Genomic DNA, 15,776 nt, shown 5'->3' with positions numbered 1-15,776 from the left:
ATGACTGTTACACGGGAATCACATGGGATCTACCTGTCAGATCTGACAGTTGCGACAAACACCAAACCGTGCTCAGGCCCGTCGTTGCAAGGCCGACGCCGGGTTCCAGACATTCGATGCGCACACCGGCCTAACATCGACGCGGGCCATCAGGTGCTCGATCGCTGCCAGGTTCGGCAATGCGGCATGGCTGATCTGCACGTTCTCCTGAGCGAAGCCTGCTGGGGTCTGCACCGGGGCTGATGGCTCGTTGTAAATCAGCACATGACGCACATGCAGGTTGTTCAGGAAAAAGCCCGAGAGGTCCAACGACCCAGCCGCCAATTCGGCATTGATGACCACCGCGTCGAACGGCTCGCAGCCGTATTCCACCAGCGTCAGCAACTCCAGCAGGCTCTGCACCGGAGCGACGCGGAAGTATTGGAGGTGGTTGAACAGGCGCTCGATTTTCATCCGGTGAAAATGCTGTGGGTCGGCAATCAGGATGCGCAGGGTTTTATTGATCATGCTCGATCTCCCGAAGGTCAGGTGTGGGTGCGCCAAGACTACGCATCGCGCCAGAACTGCTCTGTAGGATCTTTCCTAAAAATCCGCTCATTCATCTGTTCCTTTGCCATGGTTGCGCCGTTGCAGCCAATTCAACAGATCGGCCCCCGCCATCGGCCGTGCGTACCAGTAGCCCTGCCCTTGCGTACACCCCAGCGCCAGCAATTCACGACGCTGCGCATCGGTTTCGATGCCTTCGATCACCACCGCCATGCCCAGTGTTTCACCCAGCGCCAGGGTGCTGCTGATTGCCGCCCGGCAACGTGGCTCATGCTCAAGGCTGCGGATGAACTCGGCGTCGAGCTTGATTTCGTTGAACGGCAACTGACACAGACGTTGCAATGAAGAAAACCCGGCGCCGAAGTCATCGATGGACAAGCGACAGCCCATCATCCGCAGCCGCACCAGGCTCTCCAGACTGGTGGCCGGTGCTTCCAGCAAGCCACTTTCGGTCAGTTCGAAAGTCAGGCTCGAACCCGTCACAGCATGCCGCGCCAGCGTGGTTTTAAGGGTGTTGGCCAGTTCCGGATGGGCCAATTGCACGGTTTGCAGATTGAACGCCATGTTCAGTGCAAAGCCTTTGGCCCGGGCGCTCTGGTGCAGCTTCAGCGCCTGCTCCAGCTGGGAAAACAGCAAGTCGTCGAGCAAGCCGCAGCGCTCCAGCACCGGCATGAACTGCGCCGGGGCAATAATTCCCCGGGTCGGGTGCAGCCAGCGGCACAACACCTCGACACCGCAGACTTCACCGGTGTGCAGATTGAATTTGGGTTGATACCAGGCATGCAGTTGCTGCTCGGCCAACGCCTGGCGTACCGAAGCCTCACTGGCCAACGTCACAGCCCCGGCCGGGCTATCGGCGACGGGCGGCCGGTCGATGAACGTGTCCAACAGCCCGGCCAACACCTGCGCTTGCATCGGTTTGCCGACATCGCCCAACAGTTTCAGGCCGAGCAGCGTGACCATCTGATGCACCGCGCGACGCAGATCCGCCGACAACGAACTGCAGATGATCACCGCCTTCACTTGCCCCGATGCCCCGATCCGTTGCAGGAATTCCAGGCCGTCCATGCCCTCCATCTGCAAATCGCACAGGGCGATGTCGACCGTGCCAACCTCATCCAGCAGCGCCAGCGCCTGCGCCCCATCACTGGCTTCAAACACCTGATGGCATCCCAGGCTCTGCAGCATGCTCACCGCCACCGAACGCTGGAACGGGTGGTCTTCAAGCACCAGGATACGAAGCGGCGGGTTGCACATGGTGGTGGGCTCGTTGTAGGTGAAAGGCCTGTGAGTGTCCGCTACCTGAGCGTTCAACTCGTGAGGAAAGGTCTGAAGCTGCGTGGGAAACGTCCTAGACATTGAGGTGCTCCAGCACGGCGCCAAGGCTCTGGCGATCCGGCGTACGCAGCATCAACAGCTGTCTTCGACCGGTTACGAATATCGCCTCGGCCCGGGGCTGACCACGCCGGGCATCGTGAATCACGCCATGGCGGATCTGCGGGTTGCCCTGAAAGAACCGCACCGGATCAATCCCTGCGGCGGTAATCAGTTCGCCGTTGATGATCAGCAGATCGTATTGCTCGAACGGGTCATGGGCGTAATGCGTCAACGCCAGCAGTTCACGAAACGAACGGATTGGCGTGAGATCGCGATAGCCCAGCTCGTGAAAGACTCGAACAATCCGGGACTGCAGAACGGGCTGCTCTTCGACGATTACAATTCGCCTGCACTTGTAGGACATAGAATTCAACAGCGTGGGAAATGTGCTGATCACGCTAACCAAGTCCCCTGGTGATCTATGTAGGACAAGTCCTAAAGACAGGCAGAAACCTCTGGAAAGCCGACAAGATCGCCACACAGGTCTGACCCATGCGGCGATTATTCTTACCAGAGGTAGCGATAGCCCACGGTCACACCGAAGGGTTGCTCGATGTCATTGCCTTTGGCGTATTCGGCATCCAGCGAAATCTTGCTCTTCTCGCTGACCTGCAATACACCGCCGAAACCCAGTTCGACACGATTGCCCGGCAGATCGGCATCGAGCGAATTGCCATTCACCCGCACCTTGCTGGCGCCTGCATGCTCGGTGACGTAGGACGCCTTGACGTACGGCTGGGCTTTCATGCCGTTGCTCAGTTCCAGACTGCGCCCAAACAACGAGCCGACGCGGCTCTGCAGCGAATCGAGGTCATCGGACTTGACCCGCAGCCCGTTGCTGGCGGTGTAGCTCGCACCTTGTACGCGGGTGGCGGTGATTTCGACTTGCGGCTCGACGAACCAACCGTCCTTCAGCGCAATGCGTTTACCCACCTCGATGTCCGCACCGATGCCGTTGGTGTTGTAGGACGCCTTGACCGACTCGCCCAGATTGCTCGGGGTCTTGATGTCGTTGTCGAAGCGGCTGTACTTCAACACGCTGTCGACATAGACACCGTTGTCGTTCAGGTAGGTGGCATAGACACCGAACATACGGCTGTCGATCTCGCCGGACGCACCTTCTCCGAAGTCCAGGTCCGAGCGGGCCGTGCCGAGCATGCCACCGATATAGACTTTGCCGCTGTCGAGGGCGAACGCCTTGTCGGCGCCCACTTCCAGACCGCTGATGTCTTGGCGGTAGGCACGGCTGGAGTGCTCGCTGACATCGAAGCGCTTGCCGATGGCCCGAGTCCAGATACCGCCGTCATCCTGGCCCAGGCGCAACTCGCCCAGGCGTTTGACCAGTGCGTTCATTTGCGCACTCCACAGACCGGCACTTGCGGTGTGTGCGGCAATCGCGGCGTTGCTGCCCTTGGACAGATGCTCCGGACCCGGGTCCACCGGACGCGGCGGAGTGACCGGATCAACCGGCGTTATCGGATCGACGGGTGTCACCGGACCCACCGGTTTACCCGGGTCGACAGGCGCCACCGGATCCACCGGTTTACCCGGATCGACAGGTGTTACCGGATCCACCGGCTTGCCGGGATCGACAGGCGTTACCGGATCAACCGGATCAACCGGTTTACCCGGATCTACGGGCGTAACCGGATCTACTGGCGTGTTCCCGGAACTGGCCAACACCCAGTCATTGCCTTGCTGCTGCAAGGTGTAGCGGAACGCGCCGGCATCGACATGCCCGCCATAGAGGCCGAACTTCGCGCTGCCGCCATGGGTGTCCACCAGCACTAGACGCCCGTCCGCCGAGGTCGGTTCGCGGCCTGAATCGCCGACGATCAGCGTGTGGTCGCCACTGGCCAGGCCAGCGCCCTGCACCACCAGCAAGTCATCATGCTGACTGGCGATATCGGTGTTCATCAGAATGCTGCCGCTGCCGGACAAGGCGTTGACGGTGAAGGTCTTGAAGCTGCCGTCGGTGCTCGGCACGAAGGCCAGGCGACCGCCGTCGAGGGTCAGCGAGTCCACGGTTTTCACGCCGTTGTCCATGATATTGACCGTGCCACCGGCGCCTGCCACTACACCGTTGGCCTGCGCGCCGCTGTACAGATTGATCTGGCCGCCGTTACTCACCGTGCTGCGGTTGGCCGTGCCAGTGTCGTAAACGCTTTGGGTACCTCCCTGGACCTGAGTGTCATTGGCCACCGCCCCACCCAAAACACCTCTGCGCAGCGTCTGTTCGCCGCCGGCTTCGATCACGCTACCGTTGGCAACGGCCATGTTGATCAGGTTCTGCACGCCGTTATTGCCAATCTGTGTGTCATTGGCGATGGACATGACATCCAGGGTCTGCACGCTACCGGCGTTGATCAGCGTGCGATTGGCCGTAGAACGGGTCACCGTCTGCTGGCTGTCGTTGAGAACGGTGTCATTGGCAGTGCCGCTGGCACCGACCAGTTGTGTACCGCCGTTGTTGACCACCGTGCCATGGCTGACACCACTGGAGACACTCTGCGTCGCACCGTCGACCAAGGTGTCGTGCGTGACGCCATTCATGAACACATTTTGCGAGCCACTGCCACTCACGGTCGTACGATACGCCGTGCCAGAGGTGCCGATCGATTGCAGTCCGGCGGTGACAGTTTCGTCATAGACCACTGCTCCGCTGTTGACCGAAGCGGTATAGGCGCTGGCGTGCAGCGGTACAAGCAAGGCTACCGCTACCGCGACAGGCGTTCGACGAAATGCAGGAACAAAGGCTTTCATGCGCTTGACCTCAGGGGGGCCGATCTCGACATCGGCGCTTTTCGGACTGAGTTCGAAACACGCCATGGCACGGTTCAAACCCGAAGAGGCTGCCAATTTAGAGAGCTGAGCGAAAATTCTGAGTAGGAAAATTCCCTATGCTTGTAGGAAATTTCCCAAGAGAACTGATCGGTGTTGACCGCCAGTGTCAGCACAATCAAACAAGCGAGCCCATTGCAGGCTCGCTTGCCATGGATCAACCGCGAGTACCGACGGGCGCCGCACCGTAGGAAAGAATCACCTCCACCCGACGATTGAGCTGACGCGAGTGCGCACTGCCGTTGTCGGCAATCGGAAACTGCTTGCCGTAACCCTTGGTGATCAGGCGATCAGCGCTGATGCCCATGCGCTTCAGCGCAAATGCCACCGCATCGGCACGCCGCTCCGACAGACGCTGATTGAAGTCATCGCTGCCCACGTCATCGGTAAAACCTTCAATCCGCACTTTGCGCTCCGGGTTGGCCGTCAGGTACTGCGCCAACTGCTCGAAGTTGCGTTGGCTGCCGTACTTCAAATCGGCCTTGCCGGTGTCGAACAGCACGTCACCGAAAGTCACCACTTCGCCCCGCTCGGTCTTCTGCGCCTTCATTGCCTGCAAGGCCTTGAGCTGCTGGGTGCGCACGTCCAGTTGCACCTGCGTGCGTTCGGCATCAATCTTTTTCAGCCCGCCTTCTGCCTGGCGCATGGCGATGGTCTGCTCGGCGACAGCGATTTTCTGGCTGGCGAGGTAGGTCAACTGCTCGACGTCCGGAGCCTTGCGATCCTTGAGTGAAGCCTGGTCGGCCTTGTTCAGGGCAATGAACGCCTCGCGGGTTTCGAGGGCTGCCAGCGTGTTCGATTCAGGTTTGTGTTGCAGTGCGGCGAACTGCGCACGGGCTTGCAGCAATTGCGGGTTCTCCGGCGGTGTGGCGCAGCCGGCGAGCACCAGCGCGCACAACGAAACGACGGGCAGTAATTTGAAAGTCGACATGAAACGTTCCTTATTGAGCGCTGGCTGGCGGGTTGAAACCGGTGGCCGGGTCTTGCAGCATTTCCTGCTTGAGCACCTGAATGCCGCTGCGCGCATCGACCAGTTGTTTCTGCCACTTGACCGCGCGCGCCTTGCGCTCGGCGAGGTTGGCATCGGCTTCGATCTGTTCGGCCAGGGTTCGCACTTGAACGTAATCACGTTCGCCCATGGCCCGCTCCATCAGAAACATCTTGTCCTGCGCGGCTTTCATCTCCAGTGGCGCGTATTGCTTCGCTTCGGCGGACACCGCGCGACTGACGGCATCCCTCGACAGGGTGATCTGCTGCTCGGGCACCGGTGCGCTGGCACAGGCACTCAAGGCCCCGGCCACGATCAGCAGGCAGGCCGATACGCGCGCGTGGGAAAACACACGTTCAATAGTCATCTAACACTCCTAACAGTGGCGTCCGGGGCCGGTCGTTATTGATCTGTGGACCCGGACGGGTTGCGCTCAATCAAGTCGGCCAATCAGTAGTAATTGATGGTGAAGGTCGCCGTGGCATTGGCGGGGCCTGCGGTGATGCTGTCCCCGGTCTGGATGTAGCGGGCCTTCAACGGGATGGTGTAACTGGCGCCCTCGACGGCACGCGGAGTGATGCCGCTGGCGCGCAGCGTCGCCAGCGGCAGCGGCGTGCCGTTGCTGTCAGCGACTTGCAGGCCGACGCCAGTGGCCGCCGGGTCTTCGCCGGGTGCACTGGGGTTGAGGCTCATGATCCCGAGGTTGGGGGTGATGGCCGCGCGGGTCGGGTCCAGGCGCACCTGCAGGACGTTGTTCTTGCGTGAGTCGAGGTTGTTGCTGCTGCCGTCGCTCAACCAACGCGGGCCGGTATTCTGGTAGTAACCATTGAACGCCGGGCAGTTGTTCAGCGCGATGGAGAAATCCTTCCACGCCGTAAACGAGTTTTTGCCGGAAAACTCGTTGAGCATGTGCGTGCCCATCGGCACTGAAACGTCCGGGGTCTGGCAGGTACGCGAGACGATGTTGATGCTGCCGGAGAAGTTCACACGACTGACTTCAAGGTTGTTGCTGGTCACCCAGCGCTGGTCAACCGTTGGTAGCTGGGCGCCCTGAATAGTGCCAGGAGACACGTCACCAATTTTGATGAAGGACATGTCGAAAGTCAGGGTGTTCTGTAACGTCCAGACACACACATTGGTGCCGCTGCCGCAGTTGGTCCCATTCCCGGAAAATGGCAATGCATTACCGGCATACCAGATCGCAACGCCAATGCCGGGCACGCCGCTCTGATAGACATTTCCCGCCCACGGCGTGCCAGCCCAGGAGGACAAGGCCAGCGGCCTGACCGGCAGACCTCGACGAGTCTCGATGTTGTACAACCCGGCAGAGCACGACAACCGCACAAACGTGGCCGCCTGAAACGTCTGCCGATAAATCTCCGCGCCCAGCGGCACGTCGCGGCCGACGGTCAAATTGCCGCCCAGCAACGGCTGGGTTCTGACCATGCTCGATGTGCCATCAATGAAGCCGCAGTCAGCCATGGCGGCACCCGCTGCCAACGACAAACCCGCCACCGCCGCACCCGATTTGAGCAAACGCATCATCTTCATCACTTGTACCCCTGTGCGCTGTTCACAGAAGCAACGCGATTATCTGAATGGTTCACCGAGCACACCGCGCTCACTTGTTGCAACTGCTTGCCTTCGCTCTTGCCCGGCGGCAACGGCAACGCACATTGCTGATCGGCCTTGGTGCCCCAGCTGATCAACAACCGGCGTGCACCTTCCTTGACCCGGGCATACAGCTGTCCGCCCTGCCCGACTACCCCCACCGAAACGCCACGGTCATCGACCACGCCGGCGCCGAACGGCAACGCACTGCCATCGTCCAGCGTCACGTTGAGCAGCAGGGCCTGGCCGTTCTGGGTGCCGTATTTGAGCGCGACCACGGCACCGGCACGTGGCGCGACTTGCTGACTGGTTTCGCTGAGCTCAACGTCCAGCGAGGTGCCCAGCGGATCGATTGCCACTTCGTTCAATTCATACGGACGCAGGTACGGCACCACGGCGTTGCCATGGCGATCGAGTTTCAGCCCCGGGAAGCCAACGACCTTGGCGCCCTCGGCACCTTCGGCAGTGATCACCGCCATGGTTTCGCCGCGATACGGGGTCAGGGTCACGCCGTTGGGGTGCGCGACCACGCTGCCGCTGGCGTTGAGCGACAGGCTGTCGTAACCCGCGCCCTGGCTGACAGTCGCACCGACGATGGCTTTCGGGCCGATGTACTGACCGTTGACCGACGTGCTGTTGGTGCGGCTCGCACCATCGTGGCCGGCAGTCACGCCATAGTTGTACTGGCGGTCCTCACCGGCGGTGCCGCTCAGGGTCGCCTGCTGGCTGTACTGGCCATCGGTATCACGCATGACCCGCGCCGACAGCTGCGGGCGGTTCACGGAGGAACCGAACTCCAGCGGCATGCTCACGGTGAACAGCAGGCTGGTGTCCATCTCGCCCAGACCGACCCGTGCCCGGTTGGCGCTGACGCCATAACTGACCGCGCCGACCTGCTTGTTGTAGCTGAACTGGTACTGCAGATCGCGGCCCGGCAGGTTCCAGTAATTCTGCGAATAACCACTGAACGCCACTTGCCCCCAGTCGCCCAGACTCTGGTTGGCGGTCAGTGACAGTCGACTGCGCGGACGCCCGAACAGGCTGGTGTCCAGCCCATTGCGCTCGGCGTCGAGCAACTGCACGGCGTTGCTGAAATCCAGGTAGTTTTGCGTGGAGAACCGGGTGGCTGCCACGGCAAAGTTACTGCCGGTTTCAAGGATGTTTTTGCTGTAGCTCAGGCGCGCACTCTGGCCGCTGGCGGTGCCGCTTTTGAGGTCGGTCTGGGCGTGCGTGACGTCTACTGCCATCGCGCCGACCGGCGTACTGAACGCCAGACCGCCGAGGGCCGATCGGTAATCATCACTGAGTTGCGAACCACCGTAACCGGTAAAGATATTGCTCAGGCCAAGCTGATACGTACCCTGAATCAGCTTCGCCTGGCTGTCGATGTAGTTGTTGCGGGTTTCACCGGCGGTGACGCTGAAACGCGAGGTGCCCGGACGCAGCAATTGCGCGGTCGAGGCGAACGGCACGATAAACGTCTGCTCGCTGCCATCGGCTTCGTAGACGGTGACATCGAGGTCACCGCCATAACCGGTGGAGTACAGGTCATCGATCACGAAGGCGCCCGGCGCCACCGTGGTTTCATACAACAGATTGCCGGCCTGACGCACCGCCACCCGCGCACTGGTGCGAGCGATGCCACGGATCACCGGAGCGTAACCGCGCTGGGATTCGGGCAGCATGCGGTCGTCGGTGCCCAGTTGCACACCGCGATAGGCCAGGGTGTCGAAGATCTCGCCGCTGGTATTGGCCTCGCCCACGGTCAATTGGCTCTTGAGCGAGGTGATGTCGCGTTGGGCGTAGGTGTTGAGGGTCTGGTAGTCCTGACCGCTGAACTTGTCCCAACTGAGCGAGCCGTTGTGGCGCAGACGCCAGTCACCGACGTTCAGCCCGGCGTTCAAGCCCAGGTACGCCGAGTCATAGTTACCGGTTTCGGTCTTGTTATGGTTGGCGTTGAAGTTGTAGCTCAGGGTGCCGGCGGTCACACCGCGATCCCACAGATCAGGGCTGACATAACCACGGGCATCACGGCGCAGGGCAACTTGCGGAATGCTGACATCCAACTGCTGGGTGGACGGCGAAAACACCGCGCTCGCGCCCTCGATCAACTGCGCGATGTCCAGGCACGCAGCGCCGCTCTCGACACTGGCTGTGGCTTGGGCAGACAACCGGCGCAAGACCACGCCGATCAGCTCGAGCACGCCCCGGCTGAAACACACGGTCGGGTGACTGCCATCGGCCTCGGCATTGATGCGAATGTCCTGACGGGTCACCAGTTTGCCGTTGACGGCGACGTCGGCGCGGTACTCACCGGGCAACACCGGGTTGCCTTGCTGGTAGGCGCTCAGATCGAGCGTACGCGAGTCTTCCGGCAGGAACGCGTCGTTGAACTGCACGTCTTCGGCCAGCGCGGCCGGGGTGGCGAACGCGCCCGAGAACCCCGCCAGCGTCTGCAACACCAGCGCGGTCAGCGGATTCAGGGCAAAGCGAGGGCGAGCCTGCGGGCTGGCCCCCAGGCGTGGATGAGCTTTCATAGGTTACTCGTGCACTAAAACGTTCGCGGAGAGGTCAGGGCTTGAGCGGTTGTTTGATCGGCACCAGTGCGCCGTAGTCGTTGATCGCGTTGAACTCGACCTGGGCAGCACCTGCGGGCATCGACTTGAGCCCGGGCACGGCAAACAGCTTGGTTTCACCCGGCTCGACCATGCCGTTTTCACTGTCGTAGCGCTGGGTGCCGACCGTCAGTGCGAGCTCGACCTGAGACATGTGAAAGGCGCTCGGGTTGAAGGCTTGCAACGCATAGCCCTTGTCCACCGCGACGACTTTCCACTGCATCTGCTGCGGTGTTTCATTGGGGTTGCCGGGCAGTCCGTCGGGACGGTAGAAAATCTTGATCCGCGAGCGGAACGCCATCTGCAACACGTTGAGGTCCGTCGGGCCTTCGGCCTTCGGCGGGATCTCCAGTACGTTGAGCCAGAACACCGACTCTTTGCTGGCCGGCAGCGCCGCACCGGTGAACATCAAGCGCAGGCTCTGGCCTTTGTTCGGGTCGATACGCGACACCGGCGGCGACAGCACGAACGGCGCCTTGGAACTGGTCGGGCTCGATTGCAGATCACCGCTGTCGACCCACGACTGCACCAGTACCGGACGTGCGCCGTTGTTGTTCAATTTAACGGTGACTTCTTTCTGACTCGCGGGATACACCACACGCGTCCCGGTGATCACCACACCGGCCTTGGCTTGCGCATACATGAGCATGGACAGCGTCAGTATTGCGCCGATTCGAATAACACTTGCGTAACGCATGCGCACCTCATTGCCCGCACGCTGACGCGCCATTGCCCCCCCTGGCCGGGCGCGTCAGTGTGACTTCGGCTTACTGGTAGTCGACGTTGTAGGTCACGGAACTGATCACCGTGCCCGGTGTGGTCGCGCCGGTGGCGAAGTACTGCACGGCGTACGGCATGTTGGCCGCGCCAGTACCGTCGATGGTGTTGCGGGTGGTATTGGTGATCTGGTTGGTGTTACCGGCCTGAATCACAGCGCCGCCCTGTTGGTCGACCAGTTGCAGTTGCACGTTGTTGGCGGTGCCGGTCATGTTCTTCAGGTTGCCGCTGATCGGGTCAACGGTGGCGCCCGAGTTGAAAAACGCAGCGGCGGTGGTCGCGGTGCCGACGCAGTTGCTCAACTGGATGTTGAAACCGGTCTGGCCTTCAACCTGCCCTGGAGCGGTCAGCAGACCGGTGGAGATGGTCGGCAGGGTCACGGTGGCGATGGCTGGCGAAACCACGCCGTCAACGGCGATGGTGCAGGTCTGGTTGCGCAGTTCACCGTTGAAGTTGATGGTGCCGTCGGCGGCGTTGGCGAATTGAGCGCCAGTGGCGGCAACCAGTACGGCGATGGCGAGAGCTTTGCGATTCATGGGACAACTCCAAAAGTAAGAGACGAATCTGTCGCGAAAGTCTGGATGGTTGTCCGACGCGAAATGCGTCGAGAGTTACAAGCCATCTGCCTGGGCGACGGAGTTATCTTGGTCTTTTGGAGAGGTCAGTCCCGTAGGCGCATTCCCTGCGGCATGTAGGACATTTCCCAGCAACAACTTAAACGAGTAACGGCTCCAACTGATCGGCCAGCCGTTCCATGGCTTGTTGCAAGCCATCGACGGCCTCGGTCAGTTGCGCCGGATCCAGCCCGTTGCAGGCTGTCTCGAGGTGCTCGCAGGCATTGATCAGCGCACGCGCCTGGATGATCCGCGCCCCGCCCTTGACCCGGTGCGCGAGGTCGGCCATGCCCGGCAAATCGTTGCGGGTGAACAAACGCATCAGTCGGGCCATGTCTTCGTCATTGCTGTTGGCCAGATCACCGAGCAGGCTTTTGATCGATGCGCGGTCGCCTCGGGTCAACTGTTCGAGGCTGGTCAGATCAATCTCATCGGTCAACGGCGTATCCGCAGACTTAGTGGCCTGCTGCACCGGTTGCGGTTTCACTTGGGCCAGTTGCGCATTCAGATCCTTGAGGCTGATCGGCTTGAACAGGCAGTCGTCCATCCCGGCCACACGACAGCGGCTGACCTCTTCGGGCTGGGCATTGGCGGTGAAGCCGAGAATCAGGCAGGGCGATAACTGACGCGTCGTCTCTTCTTCGCGGATGGCCCGGGCCAGTTCATAGCCGTTCATGATCGGCATGTTGCAGTCGGTGATCACCACATCAAAGGTCTCGCCACGCCAGGCGCGCAAACCATGGGCACCGTCCTCGGCATCCTTGACCCGGTGCCCGAGATAACTCAATTGCTGCGCCAGCAACAGGCGATTGGCCGGGTAATCGTCGATCACCAGAATATTCAACGCATGCCCGGGAGCTGCCGGTTCAGCGTTTTCACGAGGCACTTCCTTCAGCGGTTGCAGGGTCGGCAAGGCCAGTTGCACGTCGATTCGCGTGCCCTGCCCCAGCTCACTGTGCAGGCTTAACTGGCCGCCCATCATTTCGCACAACGTACGGCTGATCACCAGGCCCAGCCCGGAACCGCTGCGCGCCGACTGCGTGTTGTTGCTGGCCTGGGTGAACGGGCTGAACAAGCGCTGCTGGTCTTCGGCGCTGATGCCGCTGCCGCTGTCTTCGACCTGCAGCGCGAGGTTCAGACGCTCATCGTCACGGCCCGGCTCGACCTTGACGCTGATCCGCACCCGGCCCTGTTCGGTGAACTTGATTGCATTGCTCAGCAGGTTCGACAGCACCTGCTTGAAGCGCAGCGGATCGATCAGCACATCGCGATTGGCCGCTGCATCCAGTTCCAGCACCAGACGCAAATGCTTCTGCCGCGCCAGCCCTTCGAAGATGCGCACCACCGACTCCACCAGTTCGCGCAGATTGGCACGTTCCGGGGTCAGCGACAGGCGCCCCGACTCGATACGCGCGATGTCGAGGATGTCGCCGATCAGGTCCAGCAACCCCCGGGCAGCCCCCGACGCCACTTCGATGGCGAAGCGATCCATGATGCCCTGATCGGCTTTTTTCATCGCCAGTTCGAGCATGCCGATCACCGCGTTCATCGGCGTGCGGATCTCATGGCTCATGGTTGCCAGGAACGTGGTTTTCGCTCGGTTGGCGTCGTCGGCGCCCTCTTTGGCTTCGCGCAGCTCCTGCAGCAGATGCTGACGTTCACTGACGTCGATCCAGCCGCCAATCATACCGCTGACCTCGCCGTCGCTGCCGCGATACGGCAGCATCCAGTGATAGATGGTCAGCACCTTGTCGCCCATGCTCAGGCTGCGATCCTGTACCCGCGGCAAGCCTTCGCTCATCACTTGCAGGTAGTCGCGGTGATAGGCCTGAGCCTCATCGCGATTACTCAGCACGCCTTCGAGCACGGTCTTGCCGATCACCGCATCGCGCTGGACGTCGAACACCTGCAAATAACCTTCGTTGCACACCAGCAGCTTGCCGTCGCGGTCGCGCACATAGATCGGGTGCGGCGTACCGTCGATCAATACGCGCATGAATTCCAGTTGATCGTTAAGGGCGATTTCCGCCTGCCGGCGTTTGCGCATCAGCAACCGCAGATAGGCGATCCAGCCCAGCGCCACCAGCAACAGCACCGCCGCCAGGGCAAAGCCCTGAATGATCGCCGTGCGGTTGCGCAGCCAGTAACTGTCATCGACCACCACTTCGCTGCGCCAGCGATTGGTCACCTCATCCAGCTCTTCGGGCGGGATGCTCAGCAGGGCTTTTTCCAGGATCGAATACAGCTCCAGCGAGCCGCGTGCAGTGGCAAACGACACCTGTGCCGACTGAGTACCGACGGTGCTGGTGATGCGCAGACGCTCGCGGTACTGGCGCGAGATCATGTAACGCGCGGTGATCAGCGAATTGACCGCCGCATCGGCCTGACCGTTGGCCACCAGCGTCATCGCCTGCTGAGCGTTTTCGGCATCGACCAGCGTCACGCGCGGGTAATCCGCCACCAGCATTTCACGCAGCGGATTGCCGCGGATCAGCGCCAGACGCTTGCCCGCCATGTCATCCAGCGTGCCCGGGCTGTCGGCGCCAATCCGGCTGACCAGAACGAACGGCATGCTCAGGTACGGACGGGTGAAACGCAGGGTGCCTTCGCGCTCGGCGCTGGGGGTCAGGGTGATCAACAGGTCGGCACGATTATCGCGAATCTGCTCGACCAGCTCCGACACCGACTGCGCACGTTGCACGTCGAATTTCAGCCCGGTTCGCAGCGCGACCTTGGCCAGCACGTCGGCGCTGATACCACGGAACTCGCCGTCCTGACCGTAAAACGACAGCGGCAGGAAACTGTCATCAATCGCCACCCGCAGGCGTGGATGCTGTGCCATCCAGCGTTGCTCGCTGGTGCTGAAATGCAGTGTCTGCTGACCGGGCATGCTCGAACCGCCGGCACTCCAGCGCCGCAGAATGGTCATCCGCTCGCCCACCGGAATACTCGCCAATGCCGCGTTGACGATGCGCAACAGCTGCTCATTGTCACGCGGCAGGGCAAAGGCAAAGTTCTGCACCTCCATCTGCGAGAAGTCGGCCAGTTGCACGTTGTTCAGGTAGTTCTTGCTGATCAGGTAATTGGCACTGATCGCATCGCCCAGATAGACATCGACATTGCCGAACGCCACGGCGCCGATGGCGCTGAGGGTCGACGGATAGAGCTGCACATCGGCCTTGGGATAGAAGGCCTTGACCGTCTCCGGCGGCAAGTAGTGATAGAGCATCGCCACGTGTTTGCCGGCCAGGTCCGGGGGCAGATCGGAGCTGTCGCCGACCCGGGTCACCAGGGTTGGCAGGTCATCGGCATAAGCGCGGGACATCGCCAGTTCCGGGTCGGCTGCCTCGAAACCATTGGCGGTGCCGACCAGGTCCACTTCACCGTTCTTCAGCGCTTGCAGTACATCGGCGCGCGAGGCATAGCGTCGCACCTCGACGCGCACGTTGAGCAACTCGGCGAGCAATTGCACGTAATCAGCCGTCAGCCCTTCGTAGTCAGTGCCATTGCTGGTGATTGCAAACGGCGAGTAATCCGGCGCCGAAGCGCCCAGATGCAAAACGCCTTTGCTGCGCAACCAGCTCCAGTCCTGCCCGTCGAGGCTGACACTGTAATTGTCCACCGTCGAACGGCCGAGTACGCGCAGGGTTTCGGCCGGGGACGCCAACGCCATATTGAACGTACCGGTCAGCGCCAGCGCCAGTAGCCAGGTTCGAATGATCGGGCGCATTCAGATCAGGTTGTTGCGCTTGGCAAAATCGGCCAGGTACACCACCGACTTTACATTGAGCTTTTCAATCAGGCGGGTCTTGTAGGTACTCACGGTCTTGTTGCTCAGGAGCATGGCGTCACCGATTTCCTTGTTGGTCAGACCGTTGGACAGCTGTTGCAAAATGGTCAGCTCGCGATCGGACAGGCTCTGGATCATTTCCTGTTCGGTCGCTTCGACGTCGGAGCGGCGCACGGAACTGGTCGCAAGATTGGGAAAGTAGGTGTAGCCATCCATGATCGCCTTGATCGCCTTGATCAACTCATCGATGTCATTGGTCTTGGACAGGTAACCCGCCGCACCGGCCTTCATGCAGCGCATGGAGTAGAACAGCGCCGATTGCGAGGTCAGCACCAGAATCTTGCTCTTGACGCCCAGCGCACCGATGCGGCCGATCACCTCCAGCCCGTCGAGCTTGGGCATGGCAATGTCGAGGATGATCAGGTCCGGCGCGTGCTCACGGGTCAATTGCACCGCGTCGGCACCGTTGTCGGCCTCGGCCACCACGTCGAAGCCTTCCTGCTTGAGCAGCATTTTCACCGACGAGCGGATAAACGGATGATCGTCTACAACCAACGCTTTAAACATGTGAACCCCTATAAGGCACGCCGGAATGACCCCGAAATATACGATCGTCC

12 protein-coding genes are annotated in these 15,776 nt (G+C 61.1%); all 12 read right to left on the bottom strand.

All coding sequences use genetic code 11. The features are described 5' to 3' along the window. Positions 1–72: 72 nt before the first annotated feature. The 12 genes from AC1UK9_RS10100 to AC1UK9_RS10045 all read right to left on the bottom strand — a co-directional run bounded on the left by AC1UK9_RS10100 (position 73) and on the right by AC1UK9_RS10045 (position 15,726). Positions 73–507 (bottom strand): hypothetical protein, encoded by a 435-nt coding sequence (locus AC1UK9_RS10100; RefSeq protein WP_025110412.1) that lies wholly within the window; start codon positions 505–507, stop codon positions 73–75. Positions 508–594: 87 nt separating this feature from the next. Next, entirely contained in the window at positions 595–1,803 is a 1,209-nt protein-coding gene (locus AC1UK9_RS10095; RefSeq protein ID WP_473015086.1) for an EAL domain-containing response regulator, read from the bottom strand. A 94-nt stretch (positions 1,804–1,897) separates the two neighbouring features. Further along, positions 1,898–2,287: a hypothetical protein gene (locus tag AC1UK9_RS10090; RefSeq protein WP_482579957.1), complete on the bottom strand. Its 390-nt coding sequence runs from the start codon at positions 2,285–2,287 to the stop codon at positions 1,898–1,900. 143 nt (positions 2,288–2,430) lie between these two features. Next, on the bottom strand, positions 2,431–4,752 hold the full coding sequence (locus AC1UK9_RS10085) for an autotransporter outer membrane beta-barrel domain-containing protein (protein ID WP_482579956.1): 2,322 nt from the start codon (positions 4,750–4,752) through the stop codon (positions 2,431–2,433). A gap of 169 nt (positions 4,753–4,921) precedes the next feature. Beyond that, positions 4,922–5,695, bottom strand: coding sequence for an OmpA family protein (locus AC1UK9_RS10080; protein ID WP_482579955.1), 774 nt, complete (start codon positions 5,693–5,695; stop codon positions 4,922–4,924). Positions 5,696–5,705: 10 nt separating this feature from the next. Then, entirely contained in the window at positions 5,706–6,119 is a 414-nt protein-coding gene (locus AC1UK9_RS10075; RefSeq protein ID WP_482579954.1) for a DUF4398 domain-containing protein, read from the bottom strand. Positions 6,120–6,202: 83 nt separating this feature from the next. Then, complete coding sequence (locus tag AC1UK9_RS10070) at positions 6,203–7,303, bottom strand: fimbrial protein (protein WP_482579953.1); 1,101 nt, start codon at positions 7,301–7,303, stop codon at positions 6,203–6,205. Next, a complete protein-coding gene (locus AC1UK9_RS10065; protein WP_482579952.1) occupies positions 7,303–9,900 on the bottom strand; it encodes a fimbria/pilus outer membrane usher protein in 2,598 nt (865 codons plus the stop codon). Before AC1UK9_RS10065 ends, AC1UK9_RS10070 begins: the two co-directional genes overlap by 1 nt. A 34-nt stretch (positions 9,901–9,934) precedes the next feature. After that, the gene (locus AC1UK9_RS10060; RefSeq protein WP_025110404.1) at positions 9,935–10,675 is read right to left on the bottom strand and encodes a fimbrial biogenesis chaperone; all 741 of its coding nucleotides are present in this window, start codon (positions 10,673–10,675) and stop codon (positions 9,935–9,937) included. A gap of 70 nt (positions 10,676–10,745) precedes the next feature. Further along, positions 10,746–11,291, bottom strand: a complete 546-nt coding sequence (locus AC1UK9_RS10055; RefSeq protein ID WP_025110403.1) for a fimbrial protein — start codon at positions 11,289–11,291, stop codon at positions 10,746–10,748. Positions 11,292–11,469: 178 nt separating this feature from the next. Further along, a complete protein-coding gene (locus tag AC1UK9_RS10050) occupies positions 11,470–15,099 on the bottom strand; it encodes a transporter substrate-binding domain-containing protein (protein ID WP_482579951.1) in 3,630 nt (1,209 codons plus the stop codon). Beyond that, positions 15,100–15,726: a response regulator transcription factor gene (locus AC1UK9_RS10045; protein WP_025110401.1), complete on the bottom strand. Its 627-nt coding sequence runs from the start codon at positions 15,724–15,726 to the stop codon at positions 15,100–15,102. Positions 15,727–15,776 lie beyond the last annotated feature (50 nt).

This window comes from Pseudomonas sp. AK-TSAG1-1, assembly GCF_056821665.1.
The sequence above is the reverse complement of the archived record's forward strand: the minus strand, read 5'-3'. Positions and strand labels throughout refer to the sequence as shown.

Excerpts from the sequence above, each read along its gene's own strand:
- AC1UK9_RS10100 (WP_025110412.1), bottom strand. The coding sequence starts at position 507 with ATGATCAATAAAACCCTGCGCATCCTGATTGCCGACCCACAGCATTTT.
- AC1UK9_RS10095 (WP_473015086.1), bottom strand. The coding sequence starts at position 1,803 with ATGTGCAACCCGCCGCTTCGTATCCTGGTGCTTGAAGACCACCCGTTC.
- AC1UK9_RS10090 (WP_482579957.1), bottom strand. The coding sequence starts at position 2,287 with ATGTCCTACAAGTGCAGGCGAATTGTAATCGTCGAAGAGCAGCCCGTT.
- AC1UK9_RS10085 (WP_482579956.1), bottom strand. The coding sequence starts at position 4,752 with ATGGCGTGTTTCGAACTCAGTCCGAAAAGCGCCGATGTCGAGATCGGC.
- AC1UK9_RS10080 (WP_482579955.1), bottom strand. The coding sequence starts at position 5,695 with ATGTCGACTTTCAAATTACTGCCCGTCGTTTCGTTGTGCGCGCTGGTG.
- AC1UK9_RS10075 (WP_482579954.1), bottom strand. The coding sequence starts at position 6,119 with ATGACTATTGAACGTGTGTTTTCCCACGCGCGCGTATCGGCCTGCCTG.
- AC1UK9_RS10070 (WP_482579953.1), bottom strand. The coding sequence starts at position 7,303 with ATGAAGATGATGCGTTTGCTCAAATCGGGTGCGGCGGTGGCGGGTTTG.
- AC1UK9_RS10065 (WP_482579952.1), bottom strand. The coding sequence starts at position 9,900 with ATGAAAGCTCATCCACGCCTGGGGGCCAGCCCGCAGGCTCGCCCTCGC.
- AC1UK9_RS10060 (WP_025110404.1), bottom strand. The coding sequence starts at position 10,675 with ATGCGTTACGCAAGTGTTATTCGAATCGGCGCAATACTGACGCTGTCC.
- AC1UK9_RS10055 (WP_025110403.1), bottom strand. The coding sequence starts at position 11,291 with ATGAATCGCAAAGCTCTCGCCATCGCCGTACTGGTTGCCGCCACTGGC.
- AC1UK9_RS10050 (WP_482579951.1), bottom strand. The coding sequence starts at position 15,099 with ATGCGCCCGATCATTCGAACCTGGCTACTGGCGCTGGCGCTGACCGGT.
- AC1UK9_RS10045 (WP_025110401.1), bottom strand. The coding sequence starts at position 15,726 with ATGTTTAAAGCGTTGGTTGTAGACGATCATCCGTTTATCCGCTCGTCG.